The following is an 18,120-nucleotide window of genomic DNA, read 5'->3' as shown; positions in this document are numbered from 1 at the left end:
GGGCATTCCTCGATTGTTGTGTTTGCGTTGTTGTTGTTATTTTAAAGGTGACGGCGTCACGTTTTTCGGGATAGGGCAGTGATACGGTTGCGTGTCCGTAACTTGCTGATGCTCTTGTTGGCATTCTTGCAATAGCCCTGAATCAATGAAGAGATTAAGTGTGGTTGCTGCTATAGTTTTCGCCGCCAGCAGCATTCCTTTATGAGCAATAGACGTTCGCCCCTGGCTAACCAGTTGCCACGTATGTAGCGGTGTACCGACGGCGAAACAGGGGCTGAAACACTGGGCAACAGGCAGTTTCCAACTGACGTCGCCGACATCAGTTGATGCCGCAAGCACGTTATCGGTGGCGGCATATGGAGCGACTTCATTCGCCAGTACCGTTTCACGATGACGTAGTGCAAAAGCCTTGCCGTTTTCGCCACCGGTTGCGGCGATATTATTCAGACTGTTTTGCCGATCGTTGGGGGTGAGCGTAGCCTGAATTTGTTTCGCAAAAGCCAGTTCTTCGCAGTTCCATTCCGGAGTACCAAAATGGGATAGGGCCTGGTACATGGCATTTTCTAAGGTGCGATTCGGGAGATAACTGGAACAGGCTTTGTCAAAGCGGCATTCAACCGTGGTTTCGGTCATCAATGCCGCACCTTCGGCGATTTTGGCGACCCGATCATAAATATGCTGCACATCGGTCATTTCGGGGGCGCGGATAAGATAAAGCACTTCTGCCTGCGCCTGGACCACGTTGGGCGAGATCCCGCCGCTATCTGTGATGGCATAGTGTACGCGCGCTTTTTCAATAATATGTTCGTTGAGGAAGTTGGTGCCAGTGGTCATCAACGTTACGGCATCAAGGGCGCTGCGTCCCAAATGAGGGGAGTTCGCGGCATGTGCTGCGATCCCTTTAAAGCGCCATGATGCCTGAATGTTTGCCAGCGTGCGGGTATTGAACATACCGGCAAAGGCTTCCGGGTGCCAGGTGAGTGCCGCATCCACATCATCAAATACCCCCTCGCGGACCATGAACGTTTTACCCGAGCCGCCTTCTTCGCCAGGACAACCATAAAAGCGCACCGTGCCGCCTTGCCCATATTGTTCCAGCCATTTCTTGACGGCTATTGCTGCGGCAAAAGCGGCGGTTCCCAGCAAATTGTGTCCGCAACCGTGACCATTTTCACCGGGCGTCGTGGATGTAGGCTGCGCGCAACCTGCTTGCTGACTTAAACCTGCCAGGGCGTCATATTCCCCCAGCAAGGCGATAACCGGTTTGTCTTGACCAAACGAAGCAATAAAGGCATTTGGGATATTGCCTACGTTGCGAGTCACGGTGAAGCCTGCAGATTCCAGCGCCGAAGCCAGATGCTCCGCTGACCAGAACTCTTCAAAACGTGTTTCTGGATGATCCCAGATTTGATCAGCAATATCGGTATAACGTTGGCGATCGGCTTCAATCGCATCGTCGATAAAACGATAGATTTCCTGCATCAGATACCTCGCGTCCAGGGAAAATTGAGCGCGGTGCGCGCCAGCGTTTCGACGGCAATAGCGAGAACCTGCTCGTCAAAATCGAATTTTTCGTTGTGATGACCTGCCGCCAGCTGTGTGCCAAACACCATATAGGAGGCTTGCCCTTGATGTCGCTGCACGCGGGCCATCATTAATGTGGCATCTTCGGAACCCGCAGGCGCTTCAACACGTTCAATGGCCTGATTGACCCCCGCGACCTGAGCCGCCTGGCTTTGTAACCATGCGACCCATTGCGGCGAAGGAGAACTGGCGGTAGCTGCACCCATCAGCCGAGTTTCAACGCCGACACCATACATGGCTGCTGCGCCCTGAATCGCTTGTTGTGCACGGTCAAAAACATATTGATTGATGACGTCGCTGACCCCTCGAGTTTCAACTTTCAGCAACGCCGAGGCAGGAACCACATTACGACCGCTTCCTGCCTGCATAACGCCCACGTTTACTCTGGAAGCCCCTTCGCTGTGCGGGGCGATTCCATGCAGCGCAAGAGTTGCTTGTGCTGCCGCCAGTAAGGCATTGTGACCGTCTTGTGGTTTTGCGCCTGCGTGAGCGGCGGTCCCGGTGAAGTGCGCGTCAAATTTGGTGGTTGCCATAAAATTATCACTGCCGCACACTACTGTGCCCGCAGGTACACCAGTGCCAATGTGCACAGCAGTAAAATAATCAACATCATCCACTACACCTGCATCGACCATCGCCCGCGCGCCACGCGTACCTTCCTCTGCAGGCTGAAAAATCAGCTTGATGACGCCGTGAAGTCCGGACTCGAACTGTTTAAGGGTGTGCGCCAGCCCAAGCCCAATAGCGGTATGTCCATCATGACCACAGGCATGCATCATTCCGGCGTTACATGACGCAAAACCGTCGCGATAGGGGCGATGGCTGACATCCCGTTCTTCACTGAGATCCAGCGCGTCCATATCGACACGGAAAGCCATCACCGGACCGGGGCGACCGGTATCCAGGGTAGCGACGATGCCAGTGAAACCGCCTTCAAAAGCCGCAATCCATTGTTCTAGCGCCCCCTGTTGACGAGCGCGCTCGAATTCGCGTTGTAGAGTGAATTCATCAGGTAATCCCATCCGGCTACTTTCATTAACGACTTCGCGGCCCAGCGCCAGTGAATAACCGAGCTGGTGCAATTCTTCCGCAACAAGGGTGGCAGTGCGGAATTCCACCCAGCCAGACTCTGCATAGTGGTGAAAATCACGTCGCCAGTGCGATAATTTTGGGGCAAGCGAATTAATAAATTGATTCAAAGACTCCATAACCTTTCCCGTCATCAGTAAAAAGTGTGACCCGGTTCACGTAGCGATAGTTTTTACTTATCACTAACTGATTTCTCACAGTTTTAACCGTTCATAAATTACCCTGACATAATCATCTGCATTAAAGTAGATGCCAGTTTCTTTGGTCTGATAAATAACGGTTATCGGTGGCGTCATGGCTTTTCAGGTAAAAATTCATCAAATTCGGGCTTTTGTTGAAGTGGCTCGTCAGGGCAGCATTCGCGGAGCGAGCCGCATGTTGAATATGTCGCAACCGGCACTGAGTAAATCTATTCAGGAGCTGGAAGAAGGGTTAGCGGCGCAACTCTTTTTTCGCCGTAGTAAAGGCGTGACGTTAACTGATGCCGGCGAAAGTTTTTATCAGCACGCCAGTCTTATTCTTGAAGAGCTGCGCGCAGCGCAAGAGGATATTCGCCAACGACAAGGGCAACTGGCAGGGCAAATTAATATCGGCATGGGGGCCAGTATTTCCCGCAGTCTGATGCCAGCTGTCATATCTCGTTTTCATCAGCAGCATCCGCAGGTAAAAGTACGCATTATGGAAGGGCAACTGGTGTCGATGATTAATGAATTGCGCCAGGGAGAACTGGATTTCACCATCAATACCTATTATCAGGGACCCTACGACCACGAATTTACTTTTGAGAAATTACTGGAAAAGCAATTCGCGATCTTTTGCCGCCCGGGACATCCCGCCATTGGTGCCCGTTCGATCAAACAGTTACTGGACTACAGCTGGACAATGCCGACGCCACACGGCAGCTACTACAAACAGTTGAGTGAATTGCTTGACGATCAGGCGCAAACGCCACAGGTCGGCGTAGTCTGCGAGACGTTTTCAGCCTGTATCAGTCTGGTGGCAAAAAGCGATTTTCTCAGCATACTACCTGAAGAAATGGGCTGCGATCCCTTGCACGGACAGGGGCTGGTGATGTTGCCGGTTAGCGAAATTTTACCGAAAGCGGCCTATTATTTGATTCAGCGGCGTGATAGTCGCCAGACACCACTGACCGCGTCATTAATCACGCAATTTCGGCGAGAATGCGGCTATCTGCAAAGTTAAAACTGCATAAAAAAATAGAGTCTGTCGACATCCGCCAGACTCTACAGTACACACAGCAGTGCATCCGCGTCTTAAATCCGGCATTGTCTCCTCTGCGCCGGTGACTGTGTTATAACGGTTTTAACCTTTAGTTGCCAATTTTCTTCAGTGACAGATTTCACGAAAATATAAGTTACATTATTAATATCGTGAATGAATAATCATGCATAAGCATTTTGCTTAAAATATCGGCAATATTTGGAACTTATTACTGGAATTTTGGGTAATACGTTGTTGGACCGACCCGGTCTGGTTATCATATCGCGCTCTTAATTGCGGGAGGATGTAACATGAACCTTGACGACAAATCGCTGTTTCTTGACGCCATGGAAGATGTCCAGCCGCTGAAACGTGCTACAGATGTCCACTGGCATCCAACGCGTAACCAACGTGCGCCGCAGCGTATCGACACGCTGCAACTTGATAATTTCCTCACCACCGGATTTCTCGACATCATCCCGCTAAGCCAGCCGCTGGAGTTTCGGCGGGAAGGGTTGCAACATGGGGTGCTGGATAAGCTGCGCAGTGGTAAATATCCGCAACAGGCGAGCCTGAATCTTTTGCGCCAGCCGGTGGAAGAGTGCCGCAAAATGGTGTTCAGTTTCATTCAACAAGCCCTGGCGGATGGTTTGCGTAATGTGCTGATTATTCATGGTAAAGGGCGGGAAGATAAATCGCATGCCAATATTGTCCGCAGCTATGTGGCGCGCTGGTTGACCGAATTTGATGATGTCCAGGCATATTGTACCGCGCTACCGCATCATGGCGGCAGCGGGGCGTGTTACGTCGCACTACGTAAAACGGCGCAGGCAAAGCAAGAAAACTGGGAGCGCCACGCTAAGCGCAGTCGTTGATCTCGAGACGCATCCGCGGCTTATGCCGCCAGCACGCGGTTGCGTCCATCATTTTTCGCCCGATACAAAGCATCATCAACGCGTTTAAACAGTTCATCGATGCTTTCATTTCCTTCGTGATGCGCCACACCAATGCTGACGGTAAAGCGTGGTAAGCCCGAAATACTCACTTTTGTCACGCTTACGCGGATAGTTTCAGCCAGCGAAAGCGCGGTATCCAGTGGGGTTCTTGGTAGCAATAAGACAAACTCTTCGCCTCCCCAACGAAACACCAAATCGCCTTTGCGAGCGCAACTTTCGAGAGTGCGGGCGAGGGCGCATAACACCTCATCACCTTTAGAATGCCCATAGAGATCGTTAATGTGTTTAAAACGATCGGTGTCGATGAGCAATAAGCTGTAATCCTGAGTGATGGCGAGGTGCTGCATTTGGCCTGGCTCGGTAATGTGATAAAACTGGCGCCGATTCAGTAATCCGGTCATCGCGTCATGGTGGGCAGCATGTTCCAGCTGCTCCTCCAGCCGTTTTTGCTCCGTAATATCATGCACAATACATAACATGAGCTTGTCGCCATAAATTTCAATCGGCCCAGCATAGGTCTGCACATGACGAGTCGAACCATCCGCCAGTTTATGAATAAAATTCAAAGGCTTATGACCACCGGGTAAATGCGAGATTTCATGCATGATAGGCATGACGCGACGCCCGAGCATATTAATTTCCCAGGTATGTTTCTGGCACATCGTTTCATGGTTATAACCATAGAAATTGAGCGCGGCGAGGTTAGCATCGACGATTTGGCCATCTCGTGAGGGGTCAATCAACAACATTGGTGCAGAGTTAGTCAGAAAAAAGCGCGCATAAAAACCTTGTTTTTTGCGCTGATAATTTGCCGAGCGACTGGCTTTTAAACCCAGCGTTGCCGGTGCTTCGATACCTTCGAAAATAATCACCGGTTCTGCTTCTGTCAGCTCTCGCAAAACAAGCCGACAGCTTAATGCTGTTTCCTCTTCTTTACGTTGAACGGTGAGGATTTCGATAATATCGTGTTGGTTTTGCAGATCGGAGAGGTATTTCGGCAGTTCTTTTTGTGAGGAGACGGAATAGGGACCGGTTCGTAGCTGACTAAACGTGAGGTCTTGCATCAACAGTCGCGCCGCGCTGTTGGCATAAATTAACTGTTCCTCAAAGGGCGAAACGATCCAGACAGGACTGGTGAGTAAGTCCAGGGTATTGAAGTTGTGCGTAATCATTGAGATCCCGTTATTTTTATCAATTTTTGTTGCTATCCGATCGCAATAAAGCCACGTCATATGATCAGATAATTCTGATAATGATAGACGCTATTTAACACTTCACACGGTTTGTATATGGAAAAGCATTTTGCTTTTTGTATTCAATTTAGACAGAATTTTATTAATCATTTCAGGGTAATGGGGTGATGAGATGTTGCGTAACAGGGCCAGAAGGCTAGACTACAAAATAATGCGTTGATGATGGAGGCACTGTGGAAGCGATTAAGGGATCGGACGTTAATGTCCCGGATGCAGTATTTGCCTGGATGCTGGATGGTAGAGGCGGCGTTAAACCGCTGGAAAATACAGATGTGATTGATGAAGCGCATCCCTGCTGGCTCCACCTTAATTATGTACACCATGATAGCGCCCAATGGCTGGCGACAACACCGCTGCTTCCCAATAACGTACGTGATGCGCTGGCGGGCGAGAGCACACGGCCCCGAGTCAGCCGTCTCGGTGAAGGTACGCTGATTACATTGCGCTGTATAAACGGCAGCACCGATGAACGCCCCGACCAACTGGTCGCCATGCGTGTATATATGGACGGGCGGTTAATTGTTTCGACCCGACAACGCAAAGTGCTGGCGCTGGACGATGTGGTAAGCGATCTGGAAGAAGGTACTGGTCCGACCGATTGCGGGGGATGGCTGGTGGATGTGTGCGATGCGTTGACCGATCATTCCAGTGAATTTATTGAGCAGCTGCACGATAAAATTATCGACCTTGAAGATAATCTCCTCGATCAACAAATTCCACCGCGTGGATTTCTGGCGCTGCTGCGCAAACAATTAATTGTGATGCGTCGCTATATGGCACCGCAACGTGATGTTTATGCTCGTCTTGCCAGTGAGCGTCTGCCGTGGATGAATGATGATCAACGCCGCCGAATGCAGGATATTGCCGATCGCCTTGGGCGCGGCCTGGACGAAATTGACGCCTGTATAGCACGGACTGGCGTGATGGCGGATGAAATCGCTCAGGTGATGCAGGAAAATTTAGCCCGTCGCACCTATACAATGTCATTAATGGCAATGGTCTTTTTACCCAGTACGTTTCTGACCGGGTTATTTGGTGTCAACCTTGGTGGGATCCCAGGTGGCGGGTGGCAATTCGGATTTTCAATTTTTTGTATTCTGTTAGTCGTTCTTATTGGTGGTGTTGCTTTATGGTTGCATCGTAGTAAATGGTTGTAACAACAGCAATTTTCCCTACTATCTGTATACAAAAACGCCGCAAAGTTTGAGCGAAGTCAATAAACTCTCTACCCATTCAGGGCAATATCTCTCTTGCAGGTGAATGCAACGTCAAGCGATGGGCGTTGCGCTCCATATTGTCTTACTTCCTTTTTTGAATTACTGCATAGCACAATTGATTCGTACGACGCCGACTTTGATGAGTCGGCTTTTTTTTGCCTGTTATATATCAGCGTCTACCCTTTAAGAGTCCACCCAATGACCGGAGGGAAATATGACGACACTCATTTATTTGCAAATTCCTGTCCCTGAACCGATTCCTGGCGATCCTGTTCCCGTGCCCGATCCAATCCCTCGCCCGCAACCCATGCCTGACCCACCACCCGATGAAGAACCGATTAAATTGTCGCATCGTGAGCGTAGATCTGCGAGGATACGCGCTTGCTAATTTTTGCGTCGATGACCACGAGAACAGATTGTGACCGCTTTTTCTACCCTGAATGTTTTGCCTCCCGCCCAACTCACGAACCTTAATGAGTTGGGTTATTTAACTATGACGCCGGTGCAGGCTGCCGCGCTTCCGGCGATCCTTGCCGGAAAAGATGTTCGCGTGCAGGCGAAAACCGGCAGCGGCAAAACGGCGGCTTTTGGCCTCGGGCTGCTACAGAAAATTGATGCGTCGCTATTTCAGACCCAGGCTTTAGTGCTGTGCCCTACGCGTGAACTGGCGGATCAGGTGGCAGGTGAATTGCGTCGGCTGGCGCGTTTTCTGCCAAATACCAAAATTTTGACTTTGTGCGGTGGTCAACCGTTCGGTATGCAGCGTGATTCGTTGCAACATGCGCCGCATATTATCGTGGCAACCCCGGGGCGTTTGCTGGACCATCTGCAAAAAGGCACGGTATCACTGGATGCGTTGAATATGCTGGTGATGGATGAAGCCGATCGCATGCTGGATATGGGATTTAGCGATGCCATTGATGATGTTATCCGTTTTGCGCCAGCATCTCGACAGACGCTTCTGTTTTCGGCAACCTGGCCGGAAGCCATCACCGCAATCAGCGGACGAGTTCAACGCGATCCATTGGCGATTGAAATTGACTCAACAGATGCTCTGCCTCCCATTGAACAACAATTTTATGAGACATCCAGCAAAGGCAAAATTCCGCTGTTGCAACGGTTATTAAGTTTGCATCAGCCATCCTCTTGCGTGGTGTTTTGCAATACCAAAAAAGATTGTCAGGCTGTCTGCGACGCGCTGAATGACATAGGGCAAAGTGCATTGTCGTTACATGGCGATCTGGAGCAACGTGACCGCGATCAGACCCTGGTACGTTTTGCTAACGGTAGCGCTCGTGTGCTGGTCGCGACGGATGTTGCTGCGCGTGGTCTTGATATTAAATCGCTTGAGCTGGTAGTGAACTTTGAACTGGCGTGGGATCCTGAAGTTCATGTACATCGCATCGGTCGTACAGCGCGTGCAGGAAATAGCGGTCTGGCGATCAGTTTCTGTGCCCCGGAAGAAGCACAGCGGGCCAATATCATTTCTGACATGTTGCAGATAAAACTTAACTGGCAAACGCCGCCAGTTAATAGTTCCATTGTGCCGCTGGAAGCAGAAATGGCAACGTTGTGTATCGATGGCGGGAAAAAAGCCAAAATGCGCCCGGGTGATGTATTAGGTGCGCTGACAGGAGATATCGGGCTTGATGGCGCAGATATTGGCAAAATCGCCGTGCATCCGGCGCATGTCTATGTCGCGGTGCGTCAGGCTGTTGCTCATAAAGCATGGAAACAGTTACAGGGCGGGAAGATTAAAGGAAAAACGTGCCGGGTGCGGTTATTAAAATAATGAAATGTTGAATCGCAGGGTGCAAGAGTAAACATCTTCTTCGGGATTGCCGGATGCGACGCTGGCCGCGTCTTATCCGGCCTCCATAAGAGTAGCCCGATAAGCTTGCGCATCGGGCGCTATCCGGGTTATTTCACTTCAACCACATTCAGTCGTAACTCATCCAACTGATTTTCATCTTCTTCAGGCTGCCAACCCGCCGGTTGTAGAGGGATCTCTTCGCGATCAAACGCCAGATCACCCCCGTTAACCACTTCAGAACCGTGGGTAATGCCTTTGAAATCGAACAGGTTGGTATCGCACAGATGCGACGGCACCACATTCTGCATCGCGCTGAACATCGTCTCGATACGCCCCGGATAACGTTTATCCCAGTCACGCAACATGTCAGCAATCACCTGACGTTGCAGGTTAGGTTGTGAACCGCACAGGTTGCACGGAATAATCGGGAACGCTTTTGCATCGGCAAAGCGCTGAATATCTTTCTCGCGGCAGTAGGCCAGCGGACGAATCACAATATGTTTGCCATCATCGCTCATCAGTTTCGGAGGCATACCTTTCATCTTGCCGCCGTAGAACATATTTAAGAACAACGTTTGCAGGATATCGTCACGATGGTGACCCAGCGCGATCTTCGTCGCTCCCAGTTCCGTTGCGGTACGGTAAAGAATTCCGCGACGAAGACGAGAACACAGTGAGCAAGTGGTTTTGCCCTCCGGAATCTTCTCTTTCACGATACCGTAAGTGTTCTCTTCCACAATCTTGTACTCAATGCCCAGCTTTTCAAGATACTCGGGCAGAACGTGTTCCGGGAAGCCCGGTTGCTTTTGATCGAGGTTAACAGCCACCAGCGAAAAATTGATTGGCGCGCTTTGCTGCAAATTGCGCAGAATCTCCAGCATGGTATAGCTGTCTTTACCCCCGGAGAGGCAAACCATGATGCGATCGCCTTCTTCAATCATATTGAAGTCAGCAATGGCTTCGCCCACGTTACGACGCAGACGTTTTTGTAATTTGTTCAGATTGTATTGTTCTTTCTTACTAATTTCTTGATTTTGCGACATTTAAAAGCGACTCAATTCGTTATATGGCATCAGAAGAGTATGCGTCATGCCGGAACGCCCAGCATAAGAAATCTGATATAAAAACTGTGGCGTGTATGGTACGGATTAGAGGGGAAAATGTCAGCACATTTGCGAAATGAATCAAAAAGCCCGCAGCAATGTGCGGGCGTTAGTGTCAGCGCACAACCAGCACGGAGCACTCTGCGTGACGCACGACAGCTGCGGCGTTAGAACCGAGCAGATAAGTGGTGATATCCGGTCGATGGGAAGCAATGATGATCATATGAGCGGGGATCTTCTTCGCCAATTCCAGAATGCGGTCTTTGGGCGAGCCTTCCTCAACATGAACATGCACTCTGTCGGTTGGCAGTTTAAATTTTTTAATGATCTCTTCCAGTTGCGATTTGGCTTCCGCTTTCAGGTCATCCATTGCCGGTAATTCTGCGGAATACGCTAAACCCAGAGAGGCATAGTAGGGCAGTGAAGGTATTACCGTCAGGAAATGAACCTCTGCATCATCAATCTTTGCCTCTGCCTCAACGTGGCTAATCACGCGTTGAGTTAATTCTGAATCGGAAATATCGATAGGGACAAGAATCGTTCTGTTCATAAAACCTCCTGTTTTAGTATCCGCATAAAGTGTAACGCCAGATGACACTTTTTGTGTAATGACGGAGTTCACATTTTTAATTTAGATCAAAGGAGGAAGAATAAGCAGAAAAAGCCCGCCATAACAGCGGGCAGGAGGATTTAGAACTGATAAACCAGACCTAAAGCGACAATATCATCGGTAGAGATGCCGTTGGCAGCGTAGAAGCTGTCATCTTCATCCAACAGGTTGATTTTATAGTCAACGTAGGTGGACATATTTTTGTTGAAATAGTAAGTCGCGCCAACATCGGCGTATTTAACCAGATCTTTGTCATCAACACCTGCCGGGTTGTCTGCACCACCGGCAGCGTGCAGGTCACGGCCTTTAGACATCAGGAAAGAGACTGCCGGACGCAGACCAAAATCAAACTGGTACTGTGCAGTGACTTCAAAGTTCTGGGTTTTGTTTGCAACAGCATAATCGCTGTCGCCAAACGGGGTCATATTACGCGTTTCTGAATACATGGTTGCCAGGTAAATATTGTTAGCATCGTATTTTAGCCCAGCAGTCCACGCGTCTGCTTTATCACCACCCGCCGCAGTATGGTCAACCTGTTCATTCGTTCGGTCAGAAGAGGTGTATGCCGCACCAGCACTAAAGCCCATGCCTAAATCATATGTTGTGGAAAGACCCCAACCGTCACCGTTTTCATGGCGAATATCACGTCCGTTGTTGGTGCCTTCCTGACCATTACTGGCACCTTCGTTGTTACCCTGATACTGCACCGCGAAGTTCAGACCATTAACCAGACCGAAGAAATCAGTGTTACGATAAGTCGCGACGCCATTGGCGCGGCCGGTCATAAAGTTGTCGGCATTAGTATAAGAATCACCACCAAATTCCGGCAGCATATCGGTCCAGCCTTCGATGTCGTACATTACACCATAATTACGCCCGTAATCGAAAGAACCATAATCTGCAAATTTCAATCCGGCAAATGCCAGACGGGTCCATGACTGGTTTTTTGAAGATTCAGTGTTGTTTGCCTGAATATTGTATTCCCATTGACCGTAGCCAGTAAGTTGATCGTTAATTTGAGTTTCGCCTTTAAAACCCAGACGCGCATAGCTCTGGTCGCCATCTTTCGCTGAATTATCAGAAAAATAATGCAGGCCATCAACTTTGCCATACAGATCTAATTTGTTGCCGTCTTTATTATAAACTTCGGCTGCATGTGCAGCACCTGCGGCGAGCAGGGCAGGAATTAAAAGTGCCAGTACTTTGCTTTTCATTGAATAAATCCTTTAGTTATTTTATTTGCCTTTTATCCCCGTTTTGGGGAGTGAAAACATCCTAAAGGAGAAGTTCAGTTAGACGATAAATATCATTTGTTACGCCTTAAGTAAAACCTTAATCAAATAATTCCTCTGAAATGATAATAAGTCTGGTGAATGTATCGAAGATAATACATACAAAATAAAAATTATACTTTTAATTTGCTATACGTTATTCTGCGCGGGTTATATGCCTTTATTGTCACAGATTTTATTTTCTGTTGGGCCATTGCATTGCCACTGATTTTCCAACATATAAGAAGACAAGCCCGAACAGTCGTTCGGGCTTTTTTTTAGAATTGGATAATCCTTATCCAGAGCATTTAATCGGTGTTGCTTTTTTCCGCTTTTCCGGCCATTTGTGCCAGGAAGTCATAGCGTTTTTGCAAATCAGCTGCGGCATCTTTCCATAACTGTTCTGCCACTTCTGGCTGCTGCGAATTCAGACGACGGAAACGCTGCTCGTGAAGTAACGTTTCTTCCAGTGCTTCTGACGGCGGTCGTGAATCCAGCGCCAGCGGCAGTTTGCCTTCATCGGCACGACGCGGATCAAAGCGATATAGCGGCCAGAAGCCGGTAGCAGTGAGTTGGCGCATCTGGTCGTGACTGAGTGCCAGATCGTAACCATGCTCTTCACACGGGCTATAAGCGATGATCAGCGATGGCCCCGGATACGCTTCCGCTTCCTGAATCGCTTTCACCGTCTGGTTGAGCTGCGCGCCGAGAGAAATCTGCGCCACATAAACATGACCGTACATCATCATACTGACGCCAAGATCTTTACGCGCTTTACGTTTGCCGTGCTCGCCAAACTTAGTCACCGCGCCAAGCGGCGTGGCTTTTGACGCCTGACCACCGGTATTGGAATAGCATTGCGTATCCAGCACCAGAATGTTGACGTTTTCCGTCAAACTCAATACATGATCCAAACCGCCAAAGCCGATATCGTAAGCCCAGCCATCGCCACCAATCAGCCAGATCGATTTTTCCACCAGTGCATCTGCATCACGTAGCAGTTCATGTGCTTCGGCAACATCGTTGAGTTGCTGACGTAAAGCTGCAACCTGTTCACGACGAACCTCTGGCGTGGCGTCTGATTTCAACGCAGTCAGTAATTCCGCCGGGATTTTATCGGCAAATTGATCCAGCAGACGCAGCACGCGGACACGGTGTTGATCGACCGTCAGGCGGAAACCAAGGCCGAATTCGGCGTTATCTTCAAACAGCGAGTTCGCCCATGCCGGTCCACGACCGTTGGCATCAGTGGTATATGGTGTGGAGGGCAGGTTACCACCATAAATTGAAGAACAACCCGTAGCGTTAGCGATCAACATCCGATCGCCATAGAGCTGAGTCAGCAATTTAATATACGGCGTCTCGCCACAACCAGAGCAAGCACCTGAATATTCAAACAGCGGTGTAATCAGTTGCGATGTACGAATATCAATACGTTCCAGTTTGCTGCGATCGATTTCTGGTAAATTCAGGAAGAAGTCGTAATTGATTTTCTCTTCCTCGACATGTTCCAGGCGCGACATCATATTGATGGCTTTAATCTCTGGATCCTGACGGTCTTTCGCCGGGCAAACTTCGACGCACAGGTTACAGCCGGTGCAATCTTCCGGAGCTACCTGCAAGACATATTTCTGCCCGCGCATATCACGCGATTTTACATCCAGCGAATGCAGGCTGGCAGGGGCATTTTCCATTGCTTCAGGCGGCACCACTTTGGCGCGAATAGCTGAGTGTGGGCAAGCGGCAACGCAGTGGTTACATTGGGTACAGAGTTCCTCTTTCCAGATGGGGATCTCTTCGGCAATATTGCGTTTTTCCCAGCGGGTGGTACCCATCGGCCAGGTGCCGTCTGGCGGCAGCGCCGAAACGGGGAGAGCATCGCCAAGTCCGGCGAGCATCGCAGCGGTAACGGTTTTCACGAAATCAGGAGCAGCATCGGAAACCACAGGCGGTCGATTGGCGCTGTGCGGATTAACCGGCTGCAGCGGAACTTCTTCTACCGATTCACGCGCCAGTGCCAGAGCCTGCCAGTTGCGTTCCACCAGATCCTGGCCTTTGCTGCTGTAGCTTTTGGCAATCGCGCCCTGCAATTCGGCCAGGGCGCTGTCGCCAGGCAGAATTTGCGTCAGATGGAAAAAAGCCATCTGCATGACGGTATTAATACGGGCCGCCAGGCCACATTCACGGGCGATTTTCGCCGCGTTAATCACATAGAAACGCGCTTTTTTCTGGTTTAGCACGGCCTGAACTTCCTGCGGTAAGCGCGACCACACTTCCTCTGCGCTGTACGGCGTGTTGAGCAGGAAAATGCCGCCAGGTTTCAAACGTTCAGCCATCTGATATTTGTCGATAAACTGCAACTGGTGACAGCCAACAAAATCAGCCTGGGAAATGAGATAAGCGGAACGAATCGGCTGCTCGCTCACGCGAAGGTGAGAAACCGTCAGGCCGCCTGCCTTTTTGGAGTCGTAAACAAAATAGCCCTGTGCGTACCACGGCGTGGAATTACCGATAATTTTGATATTGTTTTTGGTCGCCGAAACGCTGCCATCACTACCAAGACCATAAAACAAGGCTTCCAGTTTCGCCGAGTTTGGCAGGGTGTTTTCCGGCAACGGCAGTGACAGATTGGTCACATCATCGTAAATACCAACCGTAAAGCGCGCTTTCGGTTTAGCCGCAGTGAGTTCGGCAAATACTGCCAGAACACAGTCCGGGCCAAATTCTTTTGATGAAAGACCATAGCGCCCGCCGATGACACGGGGCAGGGTTTCGCGCTCGCCATTATTAAAGGCTTCAGCCAGTGTGGTCATTACATCCAGGTACAGGGGTTCCGCTTGCGCACCTGGCTCTTTGGTGCGATCCAGCACCGCCACTGTCCGAACAGAGTCCGGCAATGCTTGCAGTAAGTGTTTGGCAGAGAATGGGCGGTACAGGCGAACTTTTAGCACGCCCACTTTTTCGCCTCGGGTCAGCAATTCGTCAACCACTTCTTCACAGGTGCCGATGGCAGAGCCCATCAGGATAATCACCCGTTCCGCTTGTGGATGCCCGTAATACTCAAACGGCTGATACTGGCGACCTGTCGCGGCAGCGAAATCATTCATTGCCTGTTCAACATGGTCATAGACTGCGTTGTACCATGGGTTGGTGGCTTCGCGAGACTGGAAATAAGTGTCAGGATTGGCGGACGTACCGCGGATCACCGGATGTTCCGGGTTGAGTGCACGGGCGCGATGAGCATCAATTTCTGCCTGCGGCATCAGTTCAAGAATAGTGTCATCGGCCAGCGGGACAATTTTATTGATTTCGTGGGACGTGCGGAAACCATCAAAGAAATGAATAAATGGCACGCGACTTTTCAGCGTCGCGATGTGCGAAATGAGAGCAAAGTCTTGCGCTTCCTGGACGTTTGCCGCACACAACATCGCGCAACCCGTCTGGCGCACCGCCATAACGTCGGAATGATCGCCAAAAATAGAGAGTGCATGTGTGGCAACGGTACGAGCCGCAACATGCAGGACAAACGGCGTCAGTTGGCCTGCCAGTTTGTACAGCGTTGGGATCATCAGCAGCAAACCCTGCGATGACGTAAACGATGTTGAGAGGGCGCCAGTTTGCAAAGCACCATGCACGGTAGCGATAGCACCCGCTTCCGACTGCATTTCAACCACGCGTGGTGTGTCTCCCCAAACGTTTTTCAAGCCGTTTCCGGCCCATGCATCAGCCTGTTCTGCCATCGTGGAACTGGGGGTAATAGGGTAGATGGCGATAACTTCACTGGTGCGAAACGCCACCGAAGCAACCGCGCCATTACCGTCAATAGTAATCATATGACACCCTTACATTGCGCAAATGAGGGGCGCACGAAATTGCTGCGCGCCCAGTAGTTATCTTTCAATTTTAGCAAATGGCTTTCTTCTGCATTTTCGCTTTTGTGTCCCCCACATCAGCGTAATGAATGTTTTGATCAAACAGAGGGCAAAAAAATAGCCATAAAAAAGTAAAAATGCGGGGCAACGCGCAGGACAGCTCTCGACGTCGCCCTCTGTGCTGCCTATTATTTATGGCGGTGTCGTTTGGCTTGAAGATCAGAGGAAGAAAAGATGCGAGCAGCGTTTTGGGTAGGGTGTGCCGCTTTATTATTGTCGGCGTGTAGTAGTGAACCTGTTCAGCAGGCGACTGCGGCGCACGTAGCGCCAGGTTTAAAAGCGTCGATGTCCAGTGGTGGAGAAGCAAATTGTGCAATGATCGGCGGTTCGCTTTCTGTTGCCCGTCAACTGGATGGTACGGCGATTGGGATGTGTGCATTACCCAACGGCAAACGCTGTAGCGAACAGTCACTTGCCGCCGGGAGCTGTGGCAGCTATTAATTCATTAAATCCGCCAGCTTATAAGTTAATGTCTGTTTCGCGGTCGCCAGCGTTAACTGGTTCGCGGTCAGATCCACTTGTGCACCTTCTTTCAGCATTTCGCTAATGGTGTTATCGAGTTCATTAAGCTGCGGGTTAGCGCACATCATACGGGTCATTGCTAGCCCTTTGGCTGTCAGTTCACCATTAGACAGTTTGCCTTCACCGCTAAAGCGGTTACACATGCTGCCGGAAATCATCATCTTTTCACCAAAGCTGATTTCTGGCGGGTTTTTATCGCTGGTCACGGGCTTACCGTTTACGCTTTCCAGCACAAAGCGATGATGCTGTAGCTGTTCTGGGGTTACAGCAATTTTGTCATTACTTACACATCCCGCCATCAGCAGGCTTAGCGCAACAAGCGCGGCTACTTTCTTCATTGTGGTTCTCAATTACGGTTTCTGACTGAGGAATATTTTAAGAATAGAGGATGAAATATCTTTGGGGATTATCTGAATAAGCTCCCCTGGCGTACAGGGGAGCGGCAAGATTAAACCAGTTCGTTCGGGCAGGTTTCGCCTTTTTCCAGATTGCTTAAGTTTTGCAGGGTAGTTTGGGAAATACTGGTCAGAGCTTCTGCTGTCAGGAATGCCTGGTGCCCGGTAAACAGCACGTTGTGGCAGGCAGACAGTCGACGGAAGACATCATCCTGGATCACGTCGTTGGATTTATCTTCAAAGAACAGATCGCGTTCGTTTTCATACACGTCCATACCCAACGAACCAATTTTCTGGTTTTTCAGCGCTTCAATTGCCGCCTGAGAATCAATCAATGCACCGCGACTGGTATTGACGATCATCACGCCATTTTTCATCTGATCGAAGGCGGCCTCGTTCAACAGATGGTAGTTTTCCGGTGTCAGCGGGCAGTGCAGAGAGATAACGTCTGATTCAGAGAAGAGGGTTGGCAGATCGACATACTCCACGCCGAGCTCCAGCGCCGCCGCACTTGGGTACGGATCGAACGCCAGCAGACGCATACCAAAACCTTTGAGAATGCGCAGCATCGCCACACCGATTTTACCAGTACCGATAACGCCTGCCGTTTTGCCATACATAGTAAAGCCGGTCAGACCTTCCAGAGAGAAGTTGGCGTCACGAGTACGCTGATACGCGCGATGGATACGGCGGTTCAGCGTCATCATCATACCGATGGCGTGTTCAGCAACAGCTTCTGGATCATAGGCTGGAACACGGACTACTTTCAGCCCCAGTTCTTTTGCTGCGTCAAGGTCGACGTTATTGAAACCGGCACAGCGCAGGGCGATATATTTAACGCCGTGCTTTTTCAGTTCTTCCAGCACCGGGCGGCTGCCGTCATCGTTTACGAAAATACATACTGCTTCGCAGCCATTGGCAGTTTTAGCGGTTTTTTCCGTCAGCAGAAAGTCAAAAAATTCCAGCTCAAAGCCAAAGGACTCGTTCACCTGTTGCAGGTACTTCTTGTCGTACTGTTTTGTGCTATAAACGGCGAGTTTCATAAGACTTTCTCCAGTGATGTTGAATCACATTTAAGCTACTAAAAATATTTTACAAAATTTCAAATATAATTGAAAGCTATGGCGATATTGAAAAATTCATCAACAACTATG

16 protein-coding genes are annotated in these 18,120 nt (G+C 49.9%); 7 read left to right on the top strand and 9 right to left on the bottom strand.

Annotation, left to right across the window (positions count from 1 at the left end):
* Positions 1–36: 36 nt before the first annotated feature.
* Positions 37–1,482, bottom strand: a complete 1,446-nt coding sequence (gene abgB, locus AABJ99_RS13040) for a p-aminobenzoyl-glutamate hydrolase subunit AbgB (RefSeq protein WP_039020835.1) — start codon at positions 1,480–1,482, stop codon at positions 37–39.
* Complete coding sequence (abgA, locus tag AABJ99_RS13035; protein ID WP_039020836.1) at positions 1,482–2,792, bottom strand: p-aminobenzoyl-glutamate hydrolase subunit AbgA; 1,311 nt, start codon at positions 2,790–2,792, stop codon at positions 1,482–1,484. Before abgA ends, abgB begins: the two co-directional genes overlap by 1 nt.
* 175 nt (positions 2,793–2,967) lie before the next feature.
* Here abgA and abgR point away from each other — a divergent pair, with 175 nt between their 5' ends.
* Positions 2,968–3,876, top strand: a complete 909-nt coding sequence (abgR, locus tag AABJ99_RS13030; RefSeq protein WP_000885454.1) for a LysR family transcriptional regulator — start codon at positions 2,968–2,970, stop codon at positions 3,874–3,876.
* 329 nt (positions 3,877–4,205) lie between these two features.
* On the top strand, positions 4,206–4,769 hold the full coding sequence (gene smrA / locus AABJ99_RS13025; protein WP_001046832.1) for a DNA endonuclease SmrA: 564 nt from the start codon (positions 4,206–4,208) through the stop codon (positions 4,767–4,769).
* 20 nt (positions 4,770–4,789) lie between these two features.
* Here the strand turns inward: smrA and dgcM are convergent, their stop codons facing one another.
* Complete coding sequence (dgcM, locus tag AABJ99_RS13020) at positions 4,790–6,022, bottom strand: diguanylate cyclase DgcM (RefSeq protein ID WP_039020837.1); 1,233 nt, start codon at positions 6,020–6,022, stop codon at positions 4,790–4,792.
* Between the two features lie 193 nt (positions 6,023–6,215).
* On the opposite strand from dgcM, the gene ydaN reads away from it, so the two are divergent.
* The 4 genes from ydaN to dbpA all read left to right on the top strand — a co-directional run bounded on the left by ydaN (position 6,216) and on the right by dbpA (position 9,112).
* Complete coding sequence (ydaN, locus tag AABJ99_RS13015) at positions 6,216–6,263, top strand: protein YnaN (RefSeq protein ID WP_211180494.1); 48 nt, start codon at positions 6,216–6,218, stop codon at positions 6,261–6,263.
* A gap of 13 nt (positions 6,264–6,276) precedes the next feature.
* Positions 6,277–7,260, top strand: coding sequence for a zinc transporter ZntB (gene zntB, locus AABJ99_RS13010; protein WP_000387385.1), 984 nt, complete (start codon positions 6,277–6,279; stop codon positions 7,258–7,260).
* A 274-nt stretch (positions 7,261–7,534) separates the two neighbouring features.
* Positions 7,535–7,708, top strand: a complete 174-nt coding sequence (gene ynaL / locus AABJ99_RS13005) for a protein YnaL (RefSeq protein ID WP_001296046.1) — start codon at positions 7,535–7,537, stop codon at positions 7,706–7,708.
* A gap of 30 nt (positions 7,709–7,738) precedes the next feature.
* Complete coding sequence (dbpA, locus tag AABJ99_RS13000) at positions 7,739–9,112, top strand: ATP-dependent RNA helicase DbpA (protein ID WP_000123713.1); 1,374 nt, start codon at positions 7,739–7,741, stop codon at positions 9,110–9,112.
* A 128-nt stretch (positions 9,113–9,240) separates the two neighbouring features.
* Here the strand turns inward: dbpA and ttcA are convergent, their stop codons facing one another.
* From ttcA to nifJ, 4 genes are all read right to left on the bottom strand, one after another.
* Complete coding sequence (gene ttcA, locus AABJ99_RS12995) at positions 9,241–10,176, bottom strand: tRNA 2-thiocytidine(32) synthetase TtcA (RefSeq protein ID WP_000081415.1); 936 nt, start codon at positions 10,174–10,176, stop codon at positions 9,241–9,243.
* Positions 10,177–10,351: 175 nt separating this feature from the next.
* Positions 10,352–10,786 (bottom strand): universal stress protein UspF, encoded by a 435-nt coding sequence (gene uspF / locus AABJ99_RS12990; protein WP_001295593.1) that lies wholly within the window; start codon positions 10,784–10,786, stop codon positions 10,352–10,354.
* A gap of 140 nt (positions 10,787–10,926) precedes the next feature.
* Positions 10,927–12,060, bottom strand: a complete 1,134-nt coding sequence (gene ompN, locus AABJ99_RS12985) for a porin OmpN (protein WP_039020838.1) — start codon at positions 12,058–12,060, stop codon at positions 10,927–10,929.
* Between the two features lie 365 nt (positions 12,061–12,425).
* Positions 12,426–15,950 carry a pyruvate:ferredoxin (flavodoxin) oxidoreductase gene (gene nifJ / locus AABJ99_RS12980; RefSeq protein WP_039020839.1) on the bottom strand — a complete coding sequence of 1,175 codons (3,525 nt, stop codon included), beginning with the start codon at positions 15,948–15,950 and terminating at the stop codon, positions 12,426–12,428.
* A gap of 273 nt (positions 15,951–16,223) precedes the next feature.
* Between nifJ and ydbJ the strand changes: the two genes are divergently transcribed.
* Positions 16,224–16,490: a putative hemolysin gene (gene ydbJ, locus AABJ99_RS12975; protein WP_039020840.1), complete on the top strand. Its 267-nt coding sequence runs from the start codon at positions 16,224–16,226 to the stop codon at positions 16,488–16,490.
* Here ydbJ and hslJ read toward each other — a convergent pair.
* Positions 16,487–16,909 (bottom strand): heat shock protein HslJ, encoded by a 423-nt coding sequence (hslJ, locus tag AABJ99_RS12970; RefSeq protein ID WP_001309480.1) that lies wholly within the window; start codon positions 16,907–16,909, stop codon positions 16,487–16,489. The genes ydbJ and hslJ overlap by 4 nt on opposite strands.
* A 110-nt stretch (positions 16,910–17,019) precedes the next feature.
* Entirely contained in the window at positions 17,020–18,009 is a 990-nt protein-coding gene (gene ldhA / locus AABJ99_RS12965; RefSeq protein ID WP_000762229.1) for a D-lactate dehydrogenase, read from the bottom strand.
* Between the last annotated feature and the right edge of the window lie 111 nt (positions 18,010–18,120).

Source organism: Escherichia coli, assembly GCF_036503815.1.
GTDB classification, from domain to species: domain Bacteria; phylum Pseudomonadota; class Gammaproteobacteria; order Enterobacterales; family Enterobacteriaceae; genus Escherichia; species Escherichia coli_F.
This window is presented reverse-complemented; position numbering and strand designations above follow the sequence as displayed.